Origin of the sequence: Geobacter grbiciae (assembly GCF_018531165.1) — a bacterium.
Lineage (GTDB): Bacteria > Desulfobacterota > Desulfuromonadia > Geobacterales > Geobacteraceae > Geobacter > Geobacter metallireducens.
In genome coordinates, this window is the sequence record NZ_JAHDIW010000008.1 from 56514 (window position 1) to 81895 (window position 25382).

The 25382-nt window shown below is 57.6% G+C and carries 23 protein-coding genes; 12 read left to right on the forward strand and 11 right to left on the reverse strand.

Annotated features, from left to right (window positions below; genetic code table 11):
* Positions 1-8 precede the first annotated feature (8 nt).
* Genes KJB29_RS11005 through KJB29_RS11020 form a run of 4 tightly spaced genes read right to left on the reverse strand, consistent with a single transcriptional unit; the run spans position 9 to position 5331 of the window.
* Complete coding sequence (locus KJB29_RS11005) at positions 9-2564, reverse strand: FtsX-like permease family protein (protein WP_215734619.1); 2556 nt, start codon at positions 2562-2564, stop codon at positions 9-11.
* Positions 2561-3247, reverse strand: coding sequence for an ABC transporter ATP-binding protein (locus tag KJB29_RS11010; RefSeq protein WP_215734620.1), 687 nt, complete (start codon positions 3245-3247; stop codon positions 2561-2563). Before KJB29_RS11010 ends, KJB29_RS11005 begins: the two co-directional genes overlap by 4 nt.
* A gap of 19 nt (positions 3248-3266) precedes the next feature.
* Positions 3267-4718: an ABC1 kinase family protein gene (locus KJB29_RS11015; RefSeq protein WP_215734621.1), complete on the reverse strand. Its 1452-nt coding sequence runs from the start codon at positions 4716-4718 to the stop codon at positions 3267-3269.
* Entirely contained in the window at positions 4708-5331 is a 624-nt protein-coding gene (locus KJB29_RS11020; protein ID WP_004511547.1) for a TetR/AcrR family transcriptional regulator, read from the reverse strand. Before KJB29_RS11020 ends, KJB29_RS11015 begins: the two co-directional genes overlap by 11 nt.
* 871 nt (positions 5332-6202) lie before the next feature.
* Here KJB29_RS11020 and KJB29_RS11025 point away from each other — a divergent pair.
* The 12 genes from KJB29_RS11025 (at position 6203) to KJB29_RS11080 (ending at position 18304) form a co-directional block, all read left to right on the forward strand.
* Positions 6203-7441, forward strand: coding sequence for a CaiB/BaiF CoA transferase family protein (locus tag KJB29_RS11025; RefSeq protein WP_215734622.1), 1239 nt, complete (start codon positions 6203-6205; stop codon positions 7439-7441).
* A complete protein-coding gene (locus tag KJB29_RS11030) occupies positions 7425-8654 on the forward strand; it encodes a CaiB/BaiF CoA transferase family protein (RefSeq protein ID WP_215734623.1) in 1230 nt (409 codons plus the stop codon). Before KJB29_RS11025 ends, KJB29_RS11030 begins: the two co-directional genes overlap by 17 nt.
* Before the next feature lie 33 nt (positions 8655-8687).
* Positions 8688-9920 (forward strand): acyl-CoA dehydrogenase family protein, encoded by a 1233-nt coding sequence (locus KJB29_RS11035; RefSeq protein ID WP_004511544.1) that lies wholly within the window; start codon positions 8688-8690, stop codon positions 9918-9920.
* 44 nt (positions 9921-9964) lie between these two features.
* Complete coding sequence (locus KJB29_RS11040; RefSeq protein WP_215734624.1) at positions 9965-10735, forward strand: enoyl-CoA hydratase/isomerase family protein; 771 nt, start codon at positions 9965-9967, stop codon at positions 10733-10735.
* A 10-nt stretch (positions 10736-10745) separates the two neighbouring features.
* Positions 10746-11501 (forward strand): electron transfer flavoprotein subunit beta/FixA family protein, encoded by a 756-nt coding sequence (locus KJB29_RS11045; protein ID WP_215734625.1) that lies wholly within the window; start codon positions 10746-10748, stop codon positions 11499-11501.
* Complete coding sequence (locus tag KJB29_RS11050) at positions 11498-12385, forward strand: electron transfer flavoprotein subunit alpha/FixB family protein (protein ID WP_215734626.1); 888 nt, start codon at positions 11498-11500, stop codon at positions 12383-12385. Before KJB29_RS11045 ends, KJB29_RS11050 begins: the two co-directional genes overlap by 4 nt.
* A gap of 1 nt (position 12386) precedes the next feature.
* Positions 12387-14351 carry a heterodisulfide reductase-related iron-sulfur binding cluster gene (locus KJB29_RS11055; RefSeq protein ID WP_215734627.1) on the forward strand — a complete coding sequence of 655 codons (1965 nt, stop codon included), beginning with the start codon at positions 12387-12389 and terminating at the stop codon, positions 14349-14351.
* Between the two features lie 53 nt (positions 14352-14404).
* Positions 14405-14845: a benzoylsuccinyl-CoA thiolase subunit BbsA gene (gene bbsA, locus KJB29_RS11060; RefSeq protein WP_004511539.1), complete on the forward strand. Its 441-nt coding sequence runs from the start codon at positions 14405-14407 to the stop codon at positions 14843-14845.
* A 25-nt stretch (positions 14846-14870) separates the two neighbouring features.
* On the forward strand, positions 14871-16043 hold the full coding sequence (bbsB, locus tag KJB29_RS11065) for a benzoylsuccinyl-CoA thiolase subunit BbsB (RefSeq protein ID WP_004511538.1): 1173 nt from the start codon (positions 14871-14873) through the stop codon (positions 16041-16043).
* Positions 16044-16090: 47 nt separating this feature from the next.
* Positions 16091-16837, forward strand: a complete 747-nt coding sequence (locus KJB29_RS11070) for an SDR family NAD(P)-dependent oxidoreductase (protein ID WP_215734628.1) — start codon at positions 16091-16093, stop codon at positions 16835-16837.
* Between the two features lie 27 nt (positions 16838-16864).
* Positions 16865-17614, forward strand: a complete 750-nt coding sequence (locus KJB29_RS11075; RefSeq protein ID WP_215734629.1) for an SDR family NAD(P)-dependent oxidoreductase — start codon at positions 16865-16867, stop codon at positions 17612-17614.
* A gap of 264 nt (positions 17615-17878) precedes the next feature.
* Positions 17879-18304: a cyclic nucleotide-binding domain-containing protein gene (locus tag KJB29_RS11080; protein WP_215734630.1), complete on the forward strand. Its 426-nt coding sequence runs from the start codon at positions 17879-17881 to the stop codon at positions 18302-18304.
* 74 nt (positions 18305-18378) lie between these two features.
* On the opposite strand, the gene KJB29_RS19365 is transcribed toward KJB29_RS11080, so the two are convergent.
* The 7 genes from KJB29_RS19365 to KJB29_RS11110 form a co-directional block, all read right to left on the reverse strand.
* Entirely contained in the window at positions 18379-18771 is a 393-nt protein-coding gene (locus tag KJB29_RS19365; protein ID WP_343213558.1) for an FAD-binding protein, read from the reverse strand.
* Positions 18761-19840, reverse strand: coding sequence for an FAD-dependent oxidoreductase (locus KJB29_RS11085; RefSeq protein WP_246561190.1), 1080 nt, complete (start codon positions 19838-19840; stop codon positions 18761-18763). Before KJB29_RS11085 ends, KJB29_RS19365 begins: the two co-directional genes overlap by 11 nt.
* 94 nt (positions 19841-19934) lie before the next feature.
* Positions 19935-20726 (reverse strand): sulfite exporter TauE/SafE family protein, encoded by a 792-nt coding sequence (locus KJB29_RS11090; protein ID WP_215734631.1) that lies wholly within the window; start codon positions 20724-20726, stop codon positions 19935-19937.
* A 198-nt stretch (positions 20727-20924) separates the two neighbouring features.
* Entirely contained in the window at positions 20925-22286 is a 1362-nt protein-coding gene (locus KJB29_RS11095; RefSeq protein WP_215734632.1) for an OmpP1/FadL family transporter, read from the reverse strand.
* Between the two features lie 71 nt (positions 22287-22357).
* Positions 22358-24067: a vWA domain-containing protein gene (locus KJB29_RS11100; RefSeq protein ID WP_215734633.1), complete on the reverse strand. Its 1710-nt coding sequence runs from the start codon at positions 24065-24067 to the stop codon at positions 22358-22360.
* Positions 24064-24948, reverse strand: coding sequence for an AAA family ATPase (locus KJB29_RS11105; RefSeq protein ID WP_215734634.1), 885 nt, complete (start codon positions 24946-24948; stop codon positions 24064-24066). The genes KJB29_RS11100 and KJB29_RS11105 overlap by 4 nt, the downstream gene beginning before the upstream one ends.
* 141 nt (positions 24949-25089) lie before the next feature.
* On the reverse strand, positions 25090-25350 hold the full coding sequence (locus KJB29_RS11110; RefSeq protein WP_246561192.1) for a benzylsuccinate synthase beta subunit family protein: 261 nt from the start codon (positions 25348-25350) through the stop codon (positions 25090-25092).
* Positions 25351-25382: the final 32 nt, after the last annotated feature.

Consider the following 25382-nt stretch of genomic DNA (forward strand, 5'->3'; position numbering starts at 1 on the left):
CTCCTGATTCACTCGTACTCGATTGCCTCGGTTATTTTCAGCCGAGCCGCCTGGCGCGCCGGCATCCAGGCGGCCAGCGTCGAGATGAACGGAAGGGCGACGAGAAGCTGGGCCAGGATTTCCCAGGGATACTCGTGGGACATGCTCCAGCCGGTGTAGAACCGTGCCACCGCCCCTTCCATGAAGGAGGCAAAGAGGTTGCCGGCCGGAATCGCCACGATCACCGCCACCAGCGAGATGACCAGCGCCTCAGCCACGACGCTGCGGACTATCTGCGACGGGATCGCACCCAAGGCCTTCAGTACGCCGATCTCCCTGGTCCGCTCGGCCACCGAAATGAGCAGTGAGGTGACGATCCCCAGGAAGGCCACCACCAGAGCAAGAAAGACTGTAACCCGCGTCAGGGCGTGAAAGGCATCGATGGCCTTCTTGATCTCGGCGATGAATTCCTGGCGGGTGGAAATCAACGCCGGCATCTTCCCCGCAAGCTTCGCCCGTATCAAGTTGCGGACCTGCCCCACATCCGCTCCGGCAACCACGGATACGTCGTATATGTCCACCCGGTCATCCTGCCAATGGCGCAGATATGTATTCCTATCCAAAAAGATGGAACCCTGATCGGAGCCGTAGTCGCGGACCACCGCGGCTATGGGGAAGCGCACAATGCCGGTCGGCGTTTCAAGCTCCACTGCCTGGCCGACCCCCAGATTGAAACGGCGCTGGAAATTTTCGGAAACATAGCACATCCCCTGGCGGCCGACCCCCTGCACTATGGATTGCTCGTTGCCGCTGAAATATTCATATTTGATCCGCTTCATCACCGGCTCGACCTCATATGAGCTGATGACGATCTGATGTCCCTGGTACAGGGGACGGATCGTTCTCACCGATTCCACTGCCCGCACTCCAGGCACCTTCAGCAGTTCCTGCCGCAAGCTTCCGGGGAAGAGGAAATCGGGGCGTGACCAGTTGGCGGACGCCCGCACGTAGAAGTCACTGGTGAGGACGTCATCCATCCATTTGACCATGGTCGCCGTCATCGATCCCATATATCCGCCGATCCCCAACACGAAGGTGAGGGAAAGGGCCATGGCCATGACGGTGCCGGAGGTCCTGCGTGGAGCCCCTAGGAGGGCGTCGGAGCAGAGCCGTCCCGCGACCGGCGACAGCCCCATGAGCAGCGGGGCTAGGAGGCGCAGGATCAGCCTGGAAAGCGGCCCCACCAGGAGCACCATCCCCACTGCGCCCAAAGCAAGAACGGAAAGGATGAGGGGGTTGCCGCCGTAGGGGGGGAAGAAGGCCATGAGAACGGCGCAGCCGAAGGCAACGGGACCGGCTGCGATCCTCGGTGCGCGGCTTCCGGCATCCTTGGCCAGGAAAACCCCTTTGGCGAACGCCTCGGTGGGGGAGATCCGGGACGCGGCAAGGGACGGATTCCATGCCCCCACTAAAGAGGCGACGATCCCGAGGACCATCGACTCCAGGACGATTCCCGGAGGAAACAGGACAGAGCCTCCTGGGGAACTGATCCCATATATGGTTTCCGTGGTCTGCCCCATCATCCTGAGGAATCCTTCGGCAGCAGCACCTCCGGCGAGGCAGCCGGCAGCGCCGCCGATCAGGCCGATCACCAGCGCTTCCATGAGGAAGATGGCCTGCACCTGGCGCGGGGTCGCTCCCAGGGCGCGGAGCGTGCCGATATCACGGCGCCTGCGGTTCACCGCCACGTTAAAGGCGTTGAAGATGAGAAAGATGCCGATGGCGAGGGCAAAGCCGCTGGAGACGTTGAAACCGGCCACGAAATTGTTGACCGTTTGCTCCATCTGCTTCCCCCGGCGGTCCGGCGTTTCCACCCTATAGACGGGGCCGAGGGCGGCCTTCAGCGTTGCGGTCCCCTGGGCCACGGTCGTTCCTTCCGCAAGCCGCACATCGATGCGATCGAAGCGGCGTCCCCGGCCGAACAGCTCCTGGGCGGCGTACACATCCACGACCATCAGGTTGCCGCCGAACGCCTCGGCAAAACCTTTGGGGGACAACAACCCCCGCGCCGCCACCCGCTTCACCCCGGCCGGCACCCGCACCGGCAGGGTGTCACCGGTCTTGAGTCCCGCACGCCCGGCGAAGTCGCGGGTGAAGATGGCCGAGTCGGGCCGGGCGAGGAAGAGGAGCGGATCGTCCAGGTCGGCATCCTCCCCCTCGAAACCGTATTCCCGCATCTCCCGGTCTCCCAGGAGGTCGATCCCGATCACCATCAGGCTCCCCAGTTCCCCCCGCTGCGGCACCACGATCTGCTCGATGATCGGCGAGATCGCCCGGATTCCCGGAAGGGTCCGAATCTTCTCCTGTACCTCCTCCGGCACTCCGCCGGTCGTGGTGATCTGAAGGTGGGCCTTGCCGGCGACCCGGTCGACGGTGGAGCGTATCCCCTTGACCAAGGTTCCCTGGGCGCTCCGGATGGCGCTGAAGGTGGCAACGCCGACCACCACCCCTAGAAGGGTCAGCAGGGTCTTCGTCAGGTGACGTCGGACGTAGCTGAGCGACAGGGTGCGGAGCAGGAAGCTCATCTCCCACCTCCGAGGGCGCTGTCACCCTCAACCCGGCCGTCCCGGAGCCTGATGAGCCGGTCGCAGGCGGAAGCGGCATGGTGGTCGTGGGTGACCATGACGATGGTGGTCCCCCGCTCCCGATGGATGGTGCGGAGCAGGTTCAGGATCTCCTCCCCCCGGGCGCTGTCCAGGTTGCCGGTGGGCTCGTCGGCCAGGAGCAGCGGCGCACCGGTGACCAGGGCCCGGGCGATGGCGACCCGCTGACGCTCGCCGCCGGAAAGCTCGTCCGGGAGGTGGTTCGCCCGTGCCTCAAGCCCCACCTCCTGCAGGACCCGCGCAACTTGTCGGCTGATTTCTCCGGAAGAGACCCCGGCCAGATGCAACGGCAGCGCCACGTTCTGGCTCACCTTAAAGGTCGGCATCAGGTGGTAGGCCTGGAAGATGTAGGATATCTGCGAGCGGCGAAAGAGCGACCGCTCCTTCTCGTTCGACCGGGCCAGGTCCTTCCCCGACACCAGCACCTCCCCGGAGGTAGGGATATCGAGCCCCCCCATGAGGTTCAGGAGCGTTGATTTCCCCGAGCCTGAGGGGCCCATGATCGCCACCATCTCGCCGACTCCGATGGCCAGGTCGATCCCGGCCAGGGCCGTTACCTGTGACTTCCCCTCGTAGGTCTTGCATACGTTGTGGAGTTTCAGCATTGCGTACCGCCTCCTTGGTTCAAATGGGTGGTTCTGGGCAGACCCATGCCGACTCCTGCCGGAAGATCTTCTGGAATTCGCATCGCCCCCGCATCCGGTAGCAGACGGCCCGGCCTCCCAGGACGAAGCGCGTGGACCAGAGGTACAGAGGGGAGCCCCGGGTGTACCGCTTGCGGGTCAGCTCCATGAGCCCGTCGATGCCGCGCCTGAAGAACTCCCGGTCCCCGAAATCGAAGAGCCCCTCCTTGAGCCACGGTTCCATGTTCCATAAGACATTGCGCCGGACGGTCGCCAACTGCTCCTTCCCCATCGCCTCGGGCGAGTCGTACAGTGAGGCCCGGGCAATCACCCGGTCGAAACGCTCCGTGTTGCCCCTATGGTGGGTCTCCTCCAACTCGAGGATCAGACGCCACTCCTCATCGGTCATGGCGCGGGTGCAGCCGAAGTCGATCAGGCCGAGCCGGCCGTCCGGCATGAAGATGAAGTTCCCCGGATGGGGGTCGGCGCAGAACCAGTGGAGCCGGTAATAGATCCGCATGGTGGCCACGGTGAGGAGGGTGGTGAAGTGGTCCCGCTCCGCCTGGCTCGGATTGCCCGCCAAGAACTGATCCAGATGACAACCGGTGAGGAACTCGGTGGTCAGGACCCGTTTGGTGGAATAGTCGTCAAAGACCCGCGGCACCACCACCCGGTCTTCGGTCGTAAAGAGGAGCCGCGCCTCCCGGCAGAAGCGGGCCTCCTGCTCGTAATCGGTCTCCATGAGCAGCATCTGCTCGATGTCGGCCAGCTTGTCGAGGGTGTTCTGCCAGTCGTTGGTCAGACAGAGGGGCTGGAGCAGGAGCCGGAGGTTGCGCAGGTCGGCTTTGATGGTCCGGGCAATGCCTGGGTACTGGATCTTCACCGCCACCTCCTCGCCGCTTTTAAGCCGGGCGCGGTGCACCTGCCCCAGGGAGGCGGCGGCAAAGGCTTGGCGGTCGAAGGAGGCGAACAGCTCCTCCGGTTCACGGCCGAACTCGTCGAGAAACAGCTCCCGCACCAGGGAGAAGTGCATGGGAGGCGCCTCGAAGTGTAGGGCCGACAGCACCTCAGCAAACTCCTCCGGCACCACCTCGGGGAGATTGGCCAGGAGCTGGCCGATCTTCATCACCGCACCCCGCAGGTACCCCATGGTGCCGAACAGCCTCAGGGCCGCGGCAAGATGGGCTTCGTTCCGGAGCCTTTGCTTCTCGTCACTATCGGCAAAGCGGCTGCGCAGCCAGTAGGCAACATAGCCAATGGTCACCCTGGCCTGGAGGGAGCCGAGGTTCCAGATACGGGAAAACGAGCTGACCGGCACCCTTTTCGTGGCGATACGGGTCACCAGCTCCGCCAGCCGCCGGCCGGTCGGATCAGTTGCGGCATCCTTGGGGAGAAGGTCGAGCAGCGCCTCCATGGTCATCGATTCCGTTGCGTGACGCTTCTCAGGCTTCATGCGCTCCTCCTCCATCCGGACCGCTGCCGGAGATTACCTGTACGAACATCCGGATCGAATAGTCTATCAAGGCCCGGGATGCTTCTTGGTTGGGCGACTCGTCGCTGGCCCAGAAGGCGAGCACTCCCAGATAGAGGGACCAGTAGATGGTTATGGCAACGTAATCGGGGGCAGTGGTGAAGCCGTGCCGGCCTATGATACGGTGCACGGCGGCAAGATGGTCCTGCCGGGCAGCTTCCCCCTCCGGGCAGACCGTCTTCCGGGGGAAGGGGCTCAAGGAGCGCTCCAGAACCGGGCCGAGAAAGGGGCGCAGCGGCCGCAGTCGCCGGAGTCCCGACGCGATGAACAGAAACAGCTCCTCTGCCAGTTCTTCATTCCCGCTGCGGCGCTGCTCATAGTCATCCCCCCCGCGGCTGAGCGCTTCGGCAACCATGGTCATGGCCAGGGTCTCCTTGCTGGGGAAATAGTTGAACATGGTGCCGGTGGCCAGCCCGGCCGCCAGGGCGATGTCCCGGGTGGTGGTGGCTTCGAACCCCTTGCCGCAGAACAGTTTCGCAGCCTTCTCCAGGATGCGGCCGCGGTTTTCCTGCTTGGCCTGTTCGCTGATGCGCATCAATTACCCTCCAATTATATGAGCACGCTCACTATAACGGCTAACCAAAAGGATGGCAACATAAAAAATGAACATGCTCACAAAACACGAGACATAGACGATTCAACGGGGTGAATCGGATGGGGGGTCAAGAATTGGAGATGGATACAAGTGATCGAAAGAAGGAAAGATTATCAACCCAGCAAGTCCCTTGCGTCGCGCCATGATTGTGCCTCACCTATATCTGCAGAGGTATCAACCTGGTCGGCAAGTGAAACGTCCAGGGCCTTAATGGCCACGGCACGTATGGCCTGATATGGTAAATGGAAGGCCGTAGTCGGGCACCATATGGGTTAATAATAATGTCACAGATTTTCATTATTTTATAAATGTTCAAGGCTGTAGCGGCCAAATTTAGAAAATGATGAAATATTGCTTGTTATCTCAATGTTGCTCGTATTCTCCCTATTCGTATTTCTTGGCATCATGTGATTGATTCAAAAAACATCGACATTGTCAGATGTTACCCCCCCCTATCTTCATTGATGTGTATTCTGATCCTGCCAGGCCGTTCTCTCGCACCTTTAAAAGAAAAACATTATTTTAAAAATCAACATCGCTACAACATAGCGAAATACAAGCAAATTATATATCGATTTGGGTCCTATTGGTCTGATGTCAATAAATTAATTCAAATTCAACAAATATTGTTTGGCATGCAGCGTGCTAATGAATAGGCCACAGGCATTGTAAGGCATTGTCACAATACTGATATTCATAGGTGAGAACTTAGTGAAAACTACTTTATCTTACATCCTAGTTTATGTTTTTGTGAGAGAAACGGTAAGTAACTGGCATTACATTAACCATGCAGCTGACTGGAGATAATCAAATGAGTAATACCGGATCGTTATCATCTCTGCGAATATTGGATTTTACTGGTGAGATTGGACCTTATGCAGCAAAACTATATGCTGGTCTGGGCGCTGACGTTATACACATAGAACCAATTTCAGGAGATACATTACGTTCAACCGGTCCGTTCTTTGGGAACCATCCCGGTAAAGAAAGAAGCATGCAATTCATTTATTACAATGCAGGCAAGAGGGGATTGGTGCTGGACCTGAAAAAAGAAAAAGGAAAAGAGGTATTTGTCGAGCTGTGTAAGGGCGCTGACATCCTGTTCGAGAGTTTTACCCCCGGTTATCTTGATGAGATTGGCCTTTCCTTTGATGTATTGAGTGCGGCAAACCCCAGATTGGTACAAACATCCATTACACCATTCGGTAGCTTCGGACCATACAGTACCTATCCCGGTTCCGACCTGACCTGTTCTGCGCTTGGCGGGTTTTTGTATCTCGGTGGTATCGATAACGACAAACCGGTAAGGGCCTGTGATAATCAGGCGTACCGGATGGCAGAGGTATACGCGGCAGTCGGGAGTTCGATCGCCCTCTTGTTCGCCCAAAAAACCGGGGTGGGCCAATTTGTTGATGTCTCCTGCATGGAGGCAGTCGGCATGGCCTTGGAGACTGCCGCTCAATGCTGGGACCTCGAAGGGTCGCTGAGAAGGGGGCGGGGCAAGGAGGCGGGTTCGGCCACGATCCATCCCTGTAAGGACGGGTTTATCGCCATCGTTGCCATCGTAGGTAGAAACAAGACGATGTGGACGCCTTTTGTCCAATGGATGAAGGAGGAGGGTGTTGAAGAATGGGAACTGTTCGACAACGACAACTGGATCAATGCGTCTTACCGTGAGTCCAAGGCTGGATACGAACTGTTCTGCCGCATCTTCGAACGGTTTACCATGAAGCACACCAAGCAGTACCTCTATGACGCCGGTCAGGCCCACCGGGTCGCCGTTAGCCCGGTCAGCAACGGCAAAGACCTTCTGGAAAACCCCCAGCTGAACCATCACGACTTCTGGCAGCGGCTGTATCACGAGCCGGTCGGCGCAGAGGTAGTCTGTCCGGGAGCTCCCTACGAGTTCGGGCACCTCAAGTGGCGCCTGGGTGATTTTGCTCCCACTTTTGGCCAGCATACCGCCGAGGTGCTGGGCGAATGCGGCTATAGCCGTAATGAAATCGATGCGCTTGACAGGGAGGGGGTTGTTCATGTTGCCAAATCTTAAAAAGGCCCTTGATGGGATCGTGGTGTGCGACTTTTCCTGGGTGGGGGCCGGTCCGATCGCCACGAACGTCCTCGGCCAGTGCGGTGCCGAGGTTATCAAGATTGAAAGCAAAAGCCGTCCGGACCTGCTTCGGACCGGCGGCCCATTCAAGGACGGGATCAACGAGGGGCTGGAACGGAGCGGCTATTTTGCCAACCGCAATCCCAACAAGAAAGGGATCGCGCTGGACATGAGCCATCCCAAGGCACGGGCCGTTGCGGTTCGCCTGATCAGGAAAAGCGACATCGTCATCAATAACTTCCGTGTTGGGCAGATGGAGAAGTGGGGGCTCGGGTGGGAGGACGTCCGGAAGATTAATCCGCGGATCATCTACGTCACCATGAGCCTGCAGGGGGAAACCGGGCCGCAGAAGAGCTACATGGGGTTCGGGGTCAATCTGAACGCCCTGTGCGGTCTGACGGCCCAGGCATGTTTTCCCGGTGAGCGCCCCTTCGGCACCGGCACGAACTATACCGACCACGTCATGGCCCCGAGCCATACCCTCTTTGGCATCATGGCAGCCTTACTTGAACGGGAGCAGACCGGAGAAGGGCAGACCGTGGCCATCTCCCAGCTGAAATCCGCCATCAGCATGGCTCCGACGAGTGCCATGACCTATGCGGCAAACGGCGACACGCTGGGGCCGGCGGGACTTAGTGATCCGAATGCTGCGCCCCACGGCCTGTTCACGACACTCGGCTACCGGAGATGGATTGCCATTGCCGTGTTCAGCGAGGACGAATGGCGGGCGCTCAAGAAGGTTATGGGCAACCCCGCTTGGGCCGAGGATGGGAAGTTCGGCTCGTTGCAAAGTCGCAAGGAAAACGAGGCGGAGTTGAACGAGCATGTGGAGGCGTGGACCAGCCGGCTGCACGCGGACAAGATCATGGACGAGCTGCTGCGAAACGGCGTCAGAGCGGGTGTGGTCAACGATGCCCGGGGCGCCATCGAGGATGATCACTTGAGGGAGCGGGAGTTCTGGTCGTACCTGGACCATCCGGTGATGGGGCGCACCCTGTACAACCGGGCGCCGATCCGCCTTTCCAAAACCCCGCTCCGGATGGAAACTGCAGCCCCGTTGCTGGGTCAGCACACCAGGGATGTGCTGAAGGGGATGCTGGACTATACGGATGAAGAGATCGCGATGCTCAGCGAGGAAAAGGTGCTCGTGTAGCTGCCTTTCAATACTACCACCAGGAGAAAGAGAATGGATTTCAGTATACCCGAAGAATACATGATGCTCAAAGAGTCGATGCGCGAGTTCGTAAAGCGTGAACTGATGCCGCTGGAAAAGACGCTCTTGGAGCGGGAGCTCTCTCTCTGGACCGAGCCCGGCCACCTTATTCCCGACGAGGATCACAAGCGGCTCATGCAGAAGACGAAGGAACTTGGGTTCTGGGGGCTTGAGGTGGATGAGGAGTTCGGCGGCCAGGGGCTCGGGATGCTGGCCAAGACCCTGGTGGTGGAGGAACTCTCCAAGAGCCTGGTCGGCTTCTCCAACCACGGCTTCACCCTCCCTCCGGATGCCCCGAACCTCTATTACCTGCACGAGTGCTGCGGCCCCCGGCAGCGGGAAAAATACTTCGTCCCTTACTGCAACGGCGACGTCGATTCCGCCATGGCCTGTACCGAACCGGGCGCCGGTTCTGACGTGAGCGGCCTCAAGACCAAGGCGGTCAAGAAGGGGGATAAATGGGTCATCAACGGGACCAAGTCGTTCATCAGCAAATGCGACTATGACAACGTCTTCTTCATCGTCATCGCGGTTACCGACCCCTCGGCATCGACCAAAGACCGGTTTACCGCATTTCTCATCGACCGTGAGCATCCGGGGGTGCGGATCGGCAAGGAGATTCCGGTAATCGGCCCCATGCCGACCTGGGACCTGATCCTTGAGGATGTGGAAGTGGACGACGATGCCATCCTGGGGGATGTGGGGAAGGCATTCATCCCGCTACAAAACCGGTTCGGCGTGCGCCGGATCGAGTTGGCCTCCAGCTGCACCGGCATGGCGGAGCGGCTGATCCAGATGATGATCGACCAGGCCAATACCCGCATCACCTTCGGCCAGCCGCTGGCCGAACGGGGGACGATCCAGAACTGGATAGCGGACTCTACCATGGAACTGGAACAGGTCCGCTGGCTGCTCTACTACGCGGCCTGGAAATCGGACCAGGGGCACAAGGACCTGCGGATCGAAGGGGCAAGCGTCAAGGTGGCGGCCACCGAAATGCTGACCCGGGTGGCGGACCGGGCGATCCAGATCCATGGCGGTCTCGGGGTCTCGCATGAACTGGGGATCGAATACGTGGCCCGCCATGTGCGCCTGTGGCGGATCGTGGAAGGCCCGTCAGAGGTCCACCGGTGGCTGGTTGCCCGGCAGCTGTTGAAGGAGAAGAAGCCGTACAATCCGTTTATCGTTGCCGCCGACGAGGAGTGACCCTACATGACGATGTACCGTCTAAACCATACCAGGAGGATGCAATGGGAGTTGATTTCGTAACAGAGGGGAATGTCGCCTACATCACACTGAACCGTCCCGACGCCATGAACGCGCTGGACCCCGAGGGGCTCGTGCGGCTGGCGGAGATATGGGGCGAGGTGAAGAACAACCCCGATATTCGGGTCGCGGTGCTGACCGGGGCAGGGGAGAAGGCCTTCTGCACCGGCACGGACATGAAAAAGTCGAAAGTTCCGGACGAATGCATGGCCGCGCTTTACTACAAGGAGGGGCAGCCGATCATCCCGCACATGAAGATGTGGAAGCCGATCATTGCCTGCATCAACGGGTACGCCATTGGTGGCGGCCTGGAGATGGCCCTGGCGTGCGACCTGAGGATCTGCAGCACCACGGCCAAATTCGCCCTCACAGAGACGAAGGTGGCAAGCCTTGCCGGCCTGAACGGGACCCAGTGCCTCCCCAGAGCCGTACCTCAGGCGGTTGCCATGAAGATGCTCCTGACCGGCGAGATGATCGACGCCGCCGAGGCGCACCGGGTCGGGCTGGTGAGCGATGTTGCCGAACCGGACCAACTGATGGCCCTGGCCAGGAAATATGCGGAGAAGATCGCCTCCAACGCTCCCTTGAGCGTCATGGCGGCCAAGCAGGCTGCAGTGATGGGGATGGACATGCCGCTCCCCCATGCCATCGACTTTTCGTACCTGTTGTGGGGAATACTGCGGGACACGGAAGACCGGAAAGAGGGATTCAGCGCATTTGCCGAGAAGAGAGCGCCCCAGTATCGGGGGAGATAGGAGCCGGATCATGCAGATAGTCGTCTTGGCAAAGGTGGTGCCGGATTACGAAGTGCCGTCCGCAGACTTCGAACTGGTGGGGAACAGAGCCCATCCCCGGTACACGAGGATGATCGGCCTGTACGATGAAAACGCCGTCGAACTCGGCGTGCAGCTGAAGGAAAAACTCGGGGCCGACCTGACGGTTGTCTCCTATGGCCGGAACGACGATGTCCAATTTCTCAGAAAAGCGCTCGCCATGGGTGCTGACAAGGTGGTTCTGGTCGAAGGGGATTCGGACGATCCGTATGTGATCGCCGCCAACCTGAAGGATGCCATCGATCGCCAGGGTACCGTGGACCTGATCCTTGCGGGCCGCCAGTCCTCGGACATGGACCGTGGCGTCGTCCCGGGGGTTTTGGCCGGCATGCTCGACCTTCCCTTTGTCCCCCAGGCCTGCGGCGTTGAAAGCGTTGACGGAGGGTGGAAGATTTCGCAGATAACCGAGACAGGGAAGCGGTTGCTGAAGCTCTCCGGCAAGGGGGTACTCTCCATCACCAGCGTCCCGGAGAACGTTCCCCGGATTCCTGCGGTCAAGGCGATCTTCGCGGCCAAGAAGAAGCCGGTGGAGAAGCTGCCTGAGATCGGGGCCCGGAAGATGAGCCTCTCCGAACTGTCGGTGAGCATCCCCAAGGTCGAGTCCAACTGTGAACAGATCCCGGCCGAGGATATGGACGACGCTGTTCGTGTTCTCTTGAGAAGGCTCAAGGAGGAACGGTACCTATGAAAACGCTGATCATCGAAACGGCCAATGCCAAGATCCTTGGAGAACTGGTAACCGCAAGCAGGCTGTTCTGCCAGGCCCCGGATGTTGTCGTGCTGGGTAGCGGGGAGTTGCAGGGGAGCTACGGCAAGGCCTACCGGCTTTCCGATACCCTTGGGGCGAACCTTGGCTCTTCCCTGACCGATCTGATCAGGAGGGAAGGGTACGAGCTGATTCTTCTCAGCACGACTGCCATCGGCAGCGGCTTGGCCGGTCCTCTGGCGGTGAGCCTCGGCGCGCCGATTCTGTCCGAGGTTACCGCCATAAGCCCTGACCTGACAATCGAGCGGTCCCTCTACGGCTCCAAGGCTGTTGCCCGTTACAAGCTGGAGTCCGGGCCGCTGGTCCTGACAATCAAGCGTAAATACTTCGAAGCGGCCATTCTGGAAGGAACGACGGCAACCGAAGAATTACCGGTCGGACCGCAGAAAATAACACTTCTGGAAGAGATCGAGGAGGAGCGCACCGGTATTCCCCTGGAGGACGCCGAGGTCGTGGTGACCGGCGGGCGGGGGATCGGCAGCGGCGACAACTTCTCCATCCTGAAGGAGATAGCCGGAATGCTGAACGGTGCGGTAGGGGCCTCCCGGGGAGCGGTGGACGAGGGGTGGATGCCGCCCGGCGCCCAGATCGGCCAGACCGGCAAAATCGTCGCGCCCACCGTCTATTTCGCCGTCGGGGTGTCCGGTGCCAGCCAGCACCTGGCGGGGATCTCCAACGCCAAGTGCGTCGTGGCCATCAACAAGGACAACGAGGCCAACATCTTCAAACGGGCCAGATTCGGCATCGTCGGTGACTACAAAAAGGCGGTCCCGGCCCTGATCAACGCCCTCAAGGAGAACGCCTGACATGGAACGGATCCCCTACTGGAATATCAGCTACGGCCTCCTGATCGACCTCCTCTCCATCCCGGCAATGGCCGTGTTTGGGTACGGGATCTACCGCCACTGGAAACGGATACGCCAGGGGAAGGCGAGCGTCAGGCAGGGGATTACCCTTGATGCGCTGAAGCTGGGACCGGTCTATGTCTGGTCATTTCTGACCCGGGGGATCGTGGGGACCCGTATCTACAAGAAACCGTTCACCGGCATCGCCCACGGCCTCCTGTTCTGGGGAATGGTGCTCCTGTCCATCGGCACCGTGCTGGTGTTTGCAGATGTGTTGTTTAAGATCCCCGTATTCAAAGGGGAATTCAACCACTGGTTCATGGGGGTGGCCCTCGACGGGGCCGGGGTGGCAGCCCTGGCCGGGGTGCTGTTCCTGCTGATACGCAGGCTTTCCCCACCCGAAAGGCTGACCTGCTTCAAGGCCAACTCAGGCTTCATCCTGATCGAGATCGGGATCATCGCCATCATCATTACCGGCTTCTTTATCGAGGGGGCACGAATCGCCCAGAACGGCATTGATCCCGGCTCGTTCGTCGGCAACTGGCTCGGGTTCATGCTGCCAACCGGGCAAGGCGGACTCGAACTTCATCGGTACCTCTGGTGGCTTCACGGTCTGCTCGTCCTCTCCCTGATCGCCTATATCCCGTTCTCCCCCCTGGCCCACCTGGTGCTGGCTCCGGCCAACGCCGGTCTCGATACCCCGATCCCCGGCCCTAAGATGGGGGTCATCGACTTCGAGGCGTTCGAGGGGGAAGGGGAGGAGACGCCGACCCTCGGCGTCAGCAAGCTGGCCGACTTCAGCCGGAAGAACCTGCTGGATATCTCTACCTGCCTGAAGTGCGGCCGGTGCCATGAGGTCTGTCCCGCAGCCCAGACCGGCAAGCATCTCTCTCCCAAGGGGGTTATGGTCACCCTGTCTGAGTACCTGCAGCAAGGGAAAATGGACGACGACTCGATCCTCGACACCATATCCACGGACGCCATCTACAGTTGCACCACGTGCGCCGCCTGCATGGAAGCCTGCCCGGTATCGGTGAACCAGCCGAACGCCATCCTCAGCATGCGGCAGCATCTCCTCATGGAGCGGTCGGAAATGCCCGACATCATGGGACAGGCGCACCGCAGCCTGGAGGCCCGTCAACATCCCTTTATCGGTACCGGTTTCGGCCCCAACGACTGGCGCAAGGGGCTGGAGGTCCCGTTTTTTGAAAAAGGCGCCACCGAATATCTCCTCTGGATCGGCTGCTCGGTTGCCTACGAGGAGCGGACCCAGCATATCGGCCGGGCTATGGTCGCCATCCTTAAGAAGGCCGGGGTTTCATTCGGCGTCCTGGAGGAAAACCGCTGCACCGGCGATCCGGCAAAACAGATGGGTAACGAATTTCTGTTTTCGGAGATTGCCGGCCGGAACATCGAGGAGTTTAACGAGCTAGGGGTGACCAAGGTCATCACCATGTGCCCCCACTGCTTTAATAGCTTCACCCGGCATTACCCCCTGCTGGGGGCGAAGTTCGAGGTCATCCCCCATGCGGTGCTCATCCGCAGTCTGATAGAGGCAGGGAAGATAACGCTCGCCAACAGCGGCAGGAGCATCTGCTATCACGATCCCTGCTACCTGGGGCGGCACAACAACGTGCTGTCGGAGCCGCGCAGCGTCGTTTCCTCAATCGGCCACCTGGTGGAGATGCCGAGGCATGGGTGCGAAAGCTTTTGCTGCGGTGCCGGCGGCGGCAATTACTGGACCGAGGAAGAGGGGACCCGGATCAACCAGACCAGGGCCAAAGAGGCGCTGGACACGGGCGCAAAAACCATCGCCACGGCCTGTCCGTTCTGCATGCTGATGCTGACGGACGGCCTGAAGAAATTTACGGAAGAGCAGATGGTGCAGGATATCGCGGAACTGGTGTGCAGTCAGATGGAAGGGTGAGAAAGGTCATTTTTTTCATAAAGAGCGCTGAAAACAACTACAGGAGGAGTGTCATGGCAAAGGAAGAGGTTAAGCAGAAAAAGACGAAAGAGAAGGAACCGGATATTACCTTCTTTCATCCGGATATTCTGGAAGTGCCCAAGGACGGCGGCCTTCCCTATTTGAAGGGGTATCGTTGCAAGAAATGCGGTCAACTCGATTTCAAGACTGAGATGTGCACCAACTGTTGGAGTGAGGAGTTCGAAATGGTGCCTCTCTCCCGCAGAGGGAAGGTCTACAGTTTTTCGGATATCTATATCGGCCAGCAGGGGCTGGCAACCCCATACATCTTCGCCTATGTGGATCTGCCGGAGAATCTGCGGGTATTCGCCCAACTGGAGGGTGAAGTCGACACCTATCGCTGCGACGAAGAGGTGGAACTGACTCTGGGGCCGATCAGGATGAACAACGATAATCTGCCGATCATCAGCTACAAGTTTAAGAAGATTGCCTAACTATTGAAAGAAACGGGAGAAGGTTATGAAATTACAGCGTGAAGTATACATAGCAGGGGTGGGGGAAACGAAATTCGGCAAGCATACCGTCGATTTCGATGTGTTGGGGAGGGAGGCTGCTCTGCAGGCGATGAACGGATCGAACATCGACCGACCGGACATGATCCAGAGCGCCTATGTGGGAAACGGGATGAACGACATGACCACCGGCCAGGCTGTTTTCAGGGGGCTGGGGATGTGCGGGCCCAATCTGCCGATTATCAATGTGCAGAGCGCCTGTTCAGCCGGCGCCATGGCAGTCTTCTGCGCCATTAAGGATGTGGCCACCGGAGTTACCGACCTTTCCATCGGAGTCGGCACTGAGAACCATACCATGCACCGCCAGAGCGGAGCCGCGTTCAGTGCTGCCAGGTCGGACATCGAAACCATGCACGGGGCGGTCATGACCGGCAAATACGCCATGCGGGCGACCCGATACATGCATGAGACCGGCGCCACCATCGAGGATCTGGCGATGATCACGGTGAAAAACCGCAAGCACGCCACCCACAACCCCTATGCCTGGTTCAAGGGGGCGATCACGGTGGAAGAAGTGGTCAATTCCCGGATGGTTGCCTATCCCATGACCCTGCAGCAGTGTTGCGGCATTGCCGACGGCGCGGCCGCCGTGGTGGTCGGCTCCAAGGAGATGATGAAAAAACTGGGGATTGCCAAGCCGGTCAAGGTGGCGGGTGTGGTGGTGGAGTCGGGGCCGTACCATAACCGGCCGCGGGACATTACCGGCGACGATATCACCGAGACCACTTCGGAAAAGTTGTACGAGGAGTCGGGGATCGGCCCGAAAGAGGTCAATATTCTCGAATTGCACGACGCCTTCACCATTGCCGAGCTTCTCTATTACGAGTGCATGGGGCTCTGCAAAAAGGGGGACGGACTCAAGTTCCTGAGGGACGGCCAGTCCACCTATGGCGGCCAGTGCGTGGTGAGTCCCCGGGGTGGGCTGCTCTCCTACGGCCACCCCATCGGCGCTTCCGGAGCGGCCCAGATCGCCCAGAACGTGAAGCAGCTGCGGGGGGAATGCGGCGGTTACCAGGTCGGTCCGACCCCGAAGGTCGCCATGTCCCACGTCACGGGTGGTGGGCTCTCCGGCACCGAGCATGCGGCGTGCACCATGCACATGCTGGTAAAGGGGTGGTAAGCGAGGCATCTGACCAATAAATCCTCAGCGGGTAAGGAGAGGCAGTCATGAAAGACAGAACAGCACTGATAGTGGGAGCGGCAAACGATATTGGCGGAGCGATCAGCGTCAGATTTGCAAAGCTCGGGGCGAGAGTCGTCCTGATCGATACAAATCGGCAGAAATTGGACACGGTGTCCGCCCTGGTGGCAGCGGCAGGGGGTGAAGCGGAAGTTATTGCCATTGACGGTGCCGATTCCGGCGCAGTCAAGAGCACAGTAGACGGTATTGCCGGGAAACATGGCTCGATAGACATCCTGGTCAACGCCATCGATCACAGGGACGGTGTACCGATCACTGAAGGGACCGTCGAGACATGGGAGCGCTCCCTGAAAGAAAATATCACTCCGCTGGTCTCCTTCTCCCTGAACGTTATCCCGGTGATGAAGAACAAGAAGTATGGCCGGATCGTGAACATCGGCAGCCTCGATTATCTGGGAACACCGAAACAGGCCAACTACAGCGCCGCAAAATCAGCCATCTTCGGGTTGACACGCTCGTTTGCGCTTGAGCTGGCAAAGGACGGCATTACCGTAAACCAGATCCTGAAGGGGGACGTCAAGACGGCAGAATGTCCCCTATCCCCTGAAGAGGAGGAGAAAGGGGCTGCCCGGTTGCCGGTGCAGCGGCTGGGCAAGCCGGAGGATATTGCCTATGCCGCGGCGTATTTTGCCTCGGGCCTGAGCGGCTATGTCACGGGGCAGAATCTTATCGTCTGTGGCGGCAAGAGCATCTATTCGTCAATGTCCGCGTAGGGGCGGATACCACATCGGGAGGAAGTCATGGCAGGTTTACAGGGGAAGGTGGCATTGATAACCGGATCGGCAAGCGGGATGGGGAAGAAGACAGCGCAGCGGCTTGCTGAAAAGGGGGTAAAGATCGTCATCAACGACATTGTTTCAGACAAAGTCGATCAGACGGTTAAGGAATTTTCGGCACAAGGGTTTGAGGTAATGGGTGTGGTGGCCGACATCTGCAAAACCTCCGCTGTTCAGGAGATGGTGAAAAGCGCGGTCGAGAGGTTCGGTTCCCTGGATATCCTTGTCAACAATGCGGGGATGGAACGGGCCGGCGCCCTGAGAAATCTCAGTGAAACGGACTGGGATCTGACGGTGGACGTCAACCTGAAGGGGGCTTTTCTCTGCAGCCAGGCGGCGCATGGCCACATGATCGAAAAAGGAGGGGGGCGGATCGTCAATATCGCCTCCAGGGCGTGGCTCGGAGGGGCGGGACAGGCACCCTACTCATCGGCCAAGGCCGGCCTGGTGGGGCTTACCAGGACCCTGGCCCTGGAACTGGGGCGCAAAGGGGTCACGGTCAACTGCATTGCTCCGGGCCTCATCCACACCCCCATGTGGGACGAGCTTCCGGAAAAGAACCGGCTCGGCTTTCTTGCCAAGCAACCGATGGGGAAGATCGGTGAGGACGAAGATATCGCCAATGCTGTCCTCTTTTTCCTGGATGACGAAGCGTCGTTCATTACCGGTCAGGTCTTCTATGTCTGTGGCGGGAGAAGTCTCTTTGCAGGGTGATCGGCAACACCGCAGCCACCGCAACGTCAGGGGTGTGAAAGGAATGGTGAGACATGAAGAATGAGAATGGTGACAGGTTGGAATACACGAGCGATGATGAACTTTTCCCTACGGAAATCACCTTTTCCGGCGGCCTGAAAATTCGTCTGGGATGCTCGGAGGACGGTAAGTCCTACCTGAAGGTAGAGTCTCCCTGAGAGGTGCCTCGTATCCGGAGCGGCAGGAAGGGGAGACAGTGTACACGGTTTCAAAGGAGGAACAGCCATGATTTCACCGGAACGCTTGCGGGTTTATCGCTTCTTCGCCTCACTGACGGACGAACAACTCAAGGATATTGCATTGATCAGCGAGGAGAAATCTTTTCCCACAGGTAGCGTTATTTTCAAGGAAAACAGTAAGGCCGACAACCTGATGCTCCTGCTGGAAGGGGGCGTGGAGCTGTTCTACAGCAATGGCGGAGCGGGATCCGTTGCAAACTCCACGGTTTGTTCCGTCGTCCCCGGGGCGATCTTCGGCGTTTCATCGTTGATAAAACCATACCACTACACTTCTTCCGCCCGGGCAACCAAGCCGGTCAGGGTCGTGGACATCAACGGGGCGAGGCTGCGGGAGATGTCGGAAAACAATCAGGCCCTGGGGCACGTGCTGATGAACAATGTGGCGGCAGCGGTGCTCGCCCGCCTACACTAATGAAGGCTTTCAACACCCTGAACTAAGACATTGAAATGCCGCAGATTGCTGAAAAATCCGGAATCTGCGGCATTTCACCTGCCTGCCGCCGCATTCACACCGGCAATTCTGCCAAAGGCCAGACATTCGGCAATGTTGCCTCCACCCTGATATATCAATCCCCAGAGGGAACCGAGTTCTCCGGCTCCGTACAATCCCGGTATCGGATCGCCGAAGGGATCGACGATCTGTGCCCGTTCATTGCGCCGTGGTCCGCCTTGGGTGTTAGCCAGCGAGGGATAAATTTCCATGGCATAAAACGGTGCGGTATGGATCATGGCCAGATCACTATTCTCCTTAATCTCGCGACCGAAAAGCGTGTCCTTTCCCGCCCGTACGGATGCATTCCACTGTTTAATGGTATCACGCAGGGTTAAACCGGAGATTCCCAGTTTCCGGGCCAGGTCGGCTACGGTCTCAGCCTGCACAATCCAGCCGTTGTCGATCTCTGTACGAAGTGTTGTCTTTGCTCCAAGAGTAGCGGCTGCCGGCAGAGCCGAGACCGATCAAGCCGGAAACCGGTTCCCGCTTGCGCTTATTTTCATCAAAAATCAGGTAAAAAGGGATACGAGGATATGAAAGGGCATGGCTGTCGAAGTAATCTACAGCCAATAAACCGGCCTGACGTTCCACAGCGCTTTCGTTAACAAAGCGTTTGCCGTTCCTGTCGACAAATATCTGGCCGGTGGTGCCGATGGACATCAACAGCGCCGAGTCAAACTCAGGCGCCTTGAATCCGAAGGCGCAGGAGACGCCGTTCATGTGCCATAAAGCTGCGCCGACTTTTTGTGCCATGCGAAGCCCGTCGCCCCGGTTGCCGGAATGCCCCAGGGAGTAAAGAGGACTTCCTTTGACGCTGTTTTTGAGCGTTATCGGGTCGAATTCATATCCGCCACTCGTAAGGATGACGCCACGTCTTGCCTGAATCGCGATTTCATCCCCTGCAGATTGGGCAATGACTCCGGTTACTTCACCGTTACCGCCGGTAACAAGGCGTTTCGCCCGAGTTCGGGTCAGAACCGGGATATTCCTTTGGCGTTCCACGGCCCGGGAGAGCAGCTGCCATAGATTCCGAGCAAAGGCCGTTGTTCCCCGGTTAGCGCCTTTTACGACATATCTAATGATCGCCTCGGCGCCGGCAAGTTGAGGATAGCCGGCGCCGCCATAGGTCTGAAAAGCAACTTCATTGTCTAATGTTTTAAGCCAGTCGGGAGTTTTTGCCGATTCTTCGACAAAAACCCGCAACAATCGATCATCCCTATCCGAATGGGAAGAATCAAAAAGCGCCCTGACATACGCAAGCGCTTTTATTGGGTCGTTATGGCTGATGAACCCGCCGAAAGAGACCAGGGTATTCCCTCCCCCTTGGGGGGTGCTTTCGAGAACCAGTGTGGCGGCCCCGGCATCGTGGGCGGCAATGGCCGCCGTCGCTCCGGCGCCGCCATAGCCGATGACGACCACATCAACGGTTCTGTCCCAACTGGTTGCCGGATTCATACCGCTCCCGCTTGATCTCTAATCGGTAAAATGATTCGGAACAGTGTTTGCTCCATTTCCCAGTTTTGCCCCAGCCTGCCATGGCTGATCCACTTTAGAACAGGCTCAGCAGCATCTTGGTTCCCATCACGATCACCAGCAAGCTAAAAACAAGCCTTAATTTATAAATTGGCAGGTTGTGCGCCAGTTTTGCGCCAAGCGGCGCAGTCACGATACTTGCGACGACAATACCGAACAGCGCAGGGAGGTAGACAAAACCGAAAGAGTGTGGGGGAAGCGGCACCTGTAGACCATTAATCACGTAGCCGACAGCTCCGGCCAGCGCGATTGGAAAACCGATTGCCGCCGATGTGCCGATAGCCCGGTGAAAGGCAACGTTACACCAGACAAGAAACGGGACCGACATGCTGCCGCCGCCGATGCCGACCAAACTGGAAACGCAGCCGATCAGCCCGCCGACGCCAAACAGAGCTGTACGGCCGGGAAGCTGGCGGTGGGGTTTGGGCTTAATATCGAGCAGCATTCGCGCGGCGATGTAATAGAGGAACAAGACGAAAAACCCTTTGAGAAAGCGGGTCGAGAGCTGGGCGGCGACCCATGAACCTGTATACGTACCGGCGATGATGCCGAAGCTGATACGTCGCACCACAGCCCAATCCACGGCTCCATGCCGGTGATGGGCACGCAGGGAGGAAATGGAGGTGAACATGATGCAGGCCAGGGATGTGCCGAGGGCCAGATGGAGGATATGTTCTTCCGGCAGATGCTGGGCGGTGAACATAAACGTGAGTATCGGCACGATGATCAAACCGCCCCCGACACCAAACAGACCGGCAGAAAGCCCGGCAAATGTCCCGATGGTGATATAGGTTAACCACATTGGCATCAGCCTTCCACTATCAGCGCAAAAAAAATCCTAGAAAAAGCATTTGAAACACAGAGCAACTGAGCAACAGAGTGAAACCAAAGGGAAATCTTATAGAAAAACTTTTAAAGTCTCGCCTGATAGGTGAATGCTGCTTCTATTGCAAGATCTTGATTGCTCTGTTGCTCTGTTGCTCTGTGTTATTGGAACGGGTTCAGGTTAAAATCTGTGAGTATAGGCAATACTGAAGTTGTTCTGTGAATGCACAAGCTGTGTGTTCGCACTGTCGAACGATTCCTCAAACGCATGCGAATAGGCAAAATCCACCGTGTTCGCCGCCGAAAAATCATACGAGAATCCTGCTGATGCATGCTTGGTGGGAATGGCTGGAATGACCGCAATCACCGTGTCGGAGCGCATGGCCTGGCTGGCAATCCGCCCACCGCAGCGCAACGTCCAGGGCCTCGTTCGGTATGCGACACCAAGGGAATAAATCATTTGATCCTTGTAGTTCTGAGGTAATCGGATATCGATGTACTTACCGTCATCCGCCACGAAAGCGACATTCAGGTCTTTCACTGCATTCTTCCAGAAAACCCGTGAGATATCAGCAACCACCAACCAATGCTCGTTGATCTGGTGACTGACGCCGATATCCAGATGGGCCGGCATCTGCAAGCCGCTCAACTTTATTTTCCCCTTGAGCGGAATCTGTCCCGCACTCCCGTCGACTGCGGTCATGGTGGCATTGCCTTCCATGTCCGCCATCCGGCTTTCCATGCTGTACGCGGCGCCAATAATAGTGTCCTTGGACAGTTTGTAGACCGACCCGATCCGAGCGCCGAAACCCCACGCATCTATGCCGCTTGCGATGGGTTGATTTTTCGTCATGCTGAAATGAGCGCCGCGTAAGTCGGGGAGTCCTCCCAGTACAGGGAGCAAACTGCCGGTAACGCGTCCTTCCCCGATAAGTGCGCCGACTTGTTCTGCCGGCAGCAGGAGTCCCAGGTTCAGACCTTCCCACATTGCATCGATGGCGGCTCCTACGGTCAACTTTTCGTTGACATCGTAGCTAATTGCGAAGGGGATATTCAAAACCAGCAGACGGCTGGAATTATCCAGCCCTGTGTCCAGGTTGCCGGAAGCACGGGAAAGAAAGGTATTCCTTCCATACTCCGTTCCCAGTCCACCTTGGGCGAAAGCACCAAATCCAAGCGTCAGAGGAGCGGCACGATAGACAAATCCCGCTTCGGGTGCGGCATAGGGGCCACGGTTATTGGAGTGGGAGTCAGACGAGGCATTTTCCGCTGTTGCCTTATTTTGGGCGGAAATATCGGTCATGACGACGTCCAGGCCCACGTGTATTTCTGAACCGGCACTCATCAGCGACAGTGTTGCCGGATTAGTCATCATCCCCGCGGCGCCGACATCATACGCCGTTGCGGTCCCCCCCATGCCACGCGACACGGGACCAAACCCCTCGAGCCGGAACACATCTGTTGCATAAGCCACTCGCAACGTAGTCGACACTATGATTGCGACCATTGCCAGGGTGCACGGTGTAACAATTTTATATTTCATTGATTCACCTTTACCGAAAGATGTTTTGTTTACACTGTCTTGATCGCTAACGGGTATGGCTAATTTTGTTTTTATTTGGGTGAAAGGAGTTTTTTAAACACATTTGGAAACTGCTCCATAGTGTCAACAAACTGAATCATCTCGCCATATTCTTCCGACAGAGCAGTTTTGTTCATGGGATCGCATTCAAGCCCCAGGGTCAGCAGGTTTATCTTCTTCTTCCTGCAGTAGGCGATGGCGTCGCGCACCCCGCACCCCCAGTTGGATGCCCCATCGGTAATATGGATGATAAATGGTTTGCGTGCGCCTGGCTTGAGGCTTATTGCCGTGGCGATGATGGCCTCGCCGGAAGCGGTCCTGCCATGGGGCATGACGGAAAAGAATTGCCCTTGTTTGTAAATTTCCGTGATTCGGCAGGTCTCATTCCGTTCGTTGTAGGCAAAGATCCGGGCATTGGCGTTGTAATCATGGATGGCGGTATAAAGGGTCTGATAGATGAGTTCTGCCTTTGACCATTTGGTGGGTTCCGACATGGAACCGGTGCAGTCCACAAGGAGAACTATATCGTTGTGCAATTCGTACTTCGTTTTCTTCAGGTTGAAAATAGAGCCGGTTGTGGGCGCCCGGTATAGGCGCGTGCGATCGATCCTCCCCGAATCCAGGCCTCTGCTGAAGGAGATGTTTCGCTGGGCAGCCAGCTGGAGCACTGTTTTCAGCTTGTAGAGGAGGGCGTTATCGACATTCTTCTTCGCCGGCATGACGATGTCATTCCCTTCCACGCGAACCACATCGCCAAAATTGGCCACGAGCAGTCGTACCTGCTCGGTGAAATCCACATGCTTCGTCTCAATAGTGCTTTCGATCTCGTCCGCAAAACTCAGGAGGGTAGCCTTGACTGCGTCCATTTCCTGGTCTTCCTGAGCCACGTCTTCCGTGAAATCCGCGGAAAGCAGAAAGGGGTCCTTCCTGTCGGCGGGCCAGAATTTCACCATTTCCAGCAACTCATTGAAAATGGAGGCATAACGGTTCAACCGGTATTCACAGCGTTCAGTCACACCCGGCAGAGCGGCGCAGTGTGTGATCAAATCTTCCACAATGGAGTTAAGAAGCGCCATCGGCTTGGTATAGGGCTGGTTATTCGAGGTTCTCCCAGCCATTTCCACGACGGAACGATCCTCGTAAGGTTGTTTGTAGGTTTCTTGTTCCGCATCGGCGGCGATCCGCCACCAGATGTGCAGCAGCTCGCTGAATGAGGGGGGGCTGATGAACTGTTTTGCTGCCTTTGCAATCTCCCATTCCCGGGCCTTTGCCGCATACAGGCCGAGGATGCTCCTGTTGGCAACGAGATCCGCATAAACCTTTTCCGCAATATCCAGAAAGAGGGAAAATTTGTATGCATACATCGGAGGGAGTTCGAGTTTTGTCTGGGCCAGCTTCAGGACATGGCCGGTCCATTCCGTCTTCAGGTAGGCGCTTCTGATGGCGAGCCCTATGGCAATGTCGGCCTGAACTGCGGGGATCGGATAGCGTCCCATGATCGGTGAGGGATCAATTTCGATGCTGTCGGATCGGGTAATCGGCATTCCTTCCCAGACTACGTTGCCGCTGTTTCTGCCGACTTGAGAAACCATCTTTCTGATGCCGCGCAGCAATTTCGCCAGTTCCAGTATCTCAACGGGCGATTTGTCTCTGCGCCAGTATTCGGAAAAACCGTCTTCGCCGGCTATCAGGAAACGTTCCTGAGCTTTACCGTCCCGAGAGGTTATTTCGGAATGAATCATCGATATTCTCTGGTGTGCTGTTGCCAGGTGTGGTCGAACAGAACGTATTCATTGCCGACGCTCTCGGTGTACCCCTTGTTGACATGGAGGCCGATGAGCACCGACTCAAGCGCCTCCTGGCTGGTCTGAAGACTGACGGCCAGGGCCTGTCGCAAGCTTGCGCCGACTGCCATCATATCGCCGATCATGAGGGCCGTTCTGGTCGATACGTCGATCCTGAGATCGGAATGGCTTCTCAGGAAGTTAAGGGCGGAGATGATGTCGTCTGCCTGCACAGCGGTGATGCCGGTTTTTTTTATCAACACCTCTCTTTCCACGTCGTTCGGCAGATAATCCATCAGCAAAAAGTAAAAGCGATCACGCAGGGCGGCATCGAGCAGTTCAGTCCCGACAAAGTCATCCCCCTCATTCAAGGTGGCAAAGAACACCACCCCTTTCGCCACGTTTACCTGTCCCAGCTCTTCCAGCCAGACCTCGCGACTGTCGGACAAGAGGGAGAAAAGCATATTCAAGGCCTTCGGGTGTTCCGGCCGGTTGATCTCTTCCAGGTGAATGACACAGTTGGGGGTCTGGATAGCCTCGGGGAACAGAAACTGTTTATATTTGGTCTCTCCGGCTTCCAGCGCGTATTCACCAAACAGCTGGCCAGGCTCGGAAAGTATGCCGACTTGAAACGTCGATAAAGGGTTCTGGTAGATGGCGGCATACTGCCTTACCAGTGAAGACTTTCCGCATCCCTGCCTACCGGAGATCAGCACGTTCACCGGTTTTTTTTGCGATAGCTGATGGATCTTTTCAAAGATATCCGCCACGTCCTTGCTTACATAAAAATAGGGATCTTCCTGGGGTACCGATAAGTTACTCTGTTTACTGGCTGACATACGATGTGTCCTCACGGTGGTCTTCAGGTAAAGGTGATAGGCGGCACCGATGTCGGTACCGCCTTCTTCCCGGTCTGTACTAACGGGGTTATCAAAGCCTGGTGGGACCATATTGCCCAGAATTACCCCGCCTGACCAATATCAAACATGTTCTCTGAAGCTGAGCTTGCCGACTTCATGTTTGCCGCAGGTCATCCTGTTTACGTCGGTTACCCACCGTTTCCATACGCCACCCATGGCATTTCTATTGACGGTGCACTGTCCCCGAAGCGGGTTGGTGGGGTCCGCTATCTGCCATTTGCATGATTGACACGGTTTCTTCGTGCCAGGCTCTTCGTGCATCATGTTGCCATTACTTGTTGCGCTCACTGTTGCCTCCTGTTCCGGGCCACGTGGAGACATCCCGCCGGGAATGCCTCCACGTGGATGTATTT

Coding starts and splice junctions, on each gene's coding strand:
- KJB29_RS11005 (WP_215734619.1), bottom strand. CDS start 2,564: ATGAGCTTCCTGCTCCGCACCCTGTCGCTCAGCTACGTCCGACGTCAC.
- KJB29_RS11010 (WP_215734620.1), bottom strand. CDS start 3,247: ATGCTGAAACTCCACAACGTATGCAAGACCTACGAGGGGAAGTCACAG.
- KJB29_RS11015 (WP_215734621.1), bottom strand. CDS start 4,718: ATGAAGCCTGAGAAGCGTCACGCAACGGAATCGATGACCATGGAGGCG.
- KJB29_RS11020 (WP_004511547.1), bottom strand. CDS start 5,331: ATGCGCATCAGCGAACAGGCCAAGCAGGAAAACCGCGGCCGCATCCTG.
- KJB29_RS11025 (WP_215734622.1), top strand. CDS start 6,203: ATGAGTAATACCGGATCGTTATCATCTCTGCGAATATTGGATTTTACT.
- KJB29_RS11030 (WP_215734623.1), top strand. CDS start 7,425: ATGTTGCCAAATCTTAAAAAGGCCCTTGATGGGATCGTGGTGTGCGAC.
- KJB29_RS11035 (WP_004511544.1), top strand. CDS start 8,688: ATGGATTTCAGTATACCCGAAGAATACATGATGCTCAAAGAGTCGATG.
- KJB29_RS11040 (WP_215734624.1), top strand. CDS start 9,965: ATGGGAGTTGATTTCGTAACAGAGGGGAATGTCGCCTACATCACACTG.
- KJB29_RS11045 (WP_215734625.1), top strand. CDS start 10,746: ATGCAGATAGTCGTCTTGGCAAAGGTGGTGCCGGATTACGAAGTGCCG.
- KJB29_RS11050 (WP_215734626.1), top strand. CDS start 11,498: ATGAAAACGCTGATCATCGAAACGGCCAATGCCAAGATCCTTGGAGAA.
- KJB29_RS11055 (WP_215734627.1), top strand. CDS start 12,387: ATGGAACGGATCCCCTACTGGAATATCAGCTACGGCCTCCTGATCGAC.
- bbsA (WP_004511539.1), top strand. CDS start 14,405: ATGGCAAAGGAAGAGGTTAAGCAGAAAAAGACGAAAGAGAAGGAACCG.
- bbsB (WP_004511538.1), top strand. CDS start 14,871: ATGAAATTACAGCGTGAAGTATACATAGCAGGGGTGGGGGAAACGAAA.
- KJB29_RS11070 (WP_215734628.1), top strand. CDS start 16,091: ATGAAAGACAGAACAGCACTGATAGTGGGAGCGGCAAACGATATTGGC.
- KJB29_RS11075 (WP_215734629.1), top strand. CDS start 16,865: ATGGCAGGTTTACAGGGGAAGGTGGCATTGATAACCGGATCGGCAAGC.
- KJB29_RS11080 (WP_215734630.1), top strand. CDS start 17,879: ATGATTTCACCGGAACGCTTGCGGGTTTATCGCTTCTTCGCCTCACTG.
- KJB29_RS11085 (WP_246561190.1), bottom strand. CDS start 19,840: ATGAATCCGGCAACCAGTTGGGACAGAACCGTTGATGTGGTCGTCATC.
- KJB29_RS11090 (WP_215734631.1), bottom strand. CDS start 20,726: ATGCCAATGTGGTTAACCTATATCACCATCGGGACATTTGCCGGGCTT.
- KJB29_RS11095 (WP_215734632.1), bottom strand. CDS start 22,286: ATGAAATATAAAATTGTTACACCGTGCACCCTGGCAATGGTCGCAATC.
- KJB29_RS11100 (WP_215734633.1), bottom strand. CDS start 24,067: ATGATTCATTCCGAAATAACCTCTCGGGACGGTAAAGCTCAGGAACGT.
- KJB29_RS11105 (WP_215734634.1), bottom strand. CDS start 24,948: ATGTCAGCCAGTAAACAGAGTAACTTATCGGTACCCCAGGAAGATCCC.
- KJB29_RS11110 (WP_246561192.1), bottom strand. CDS start 25,350: ATGTCTCCACGTGGCCCGGAACAGGAGGCAACAGTGAGCGCAACAAGT.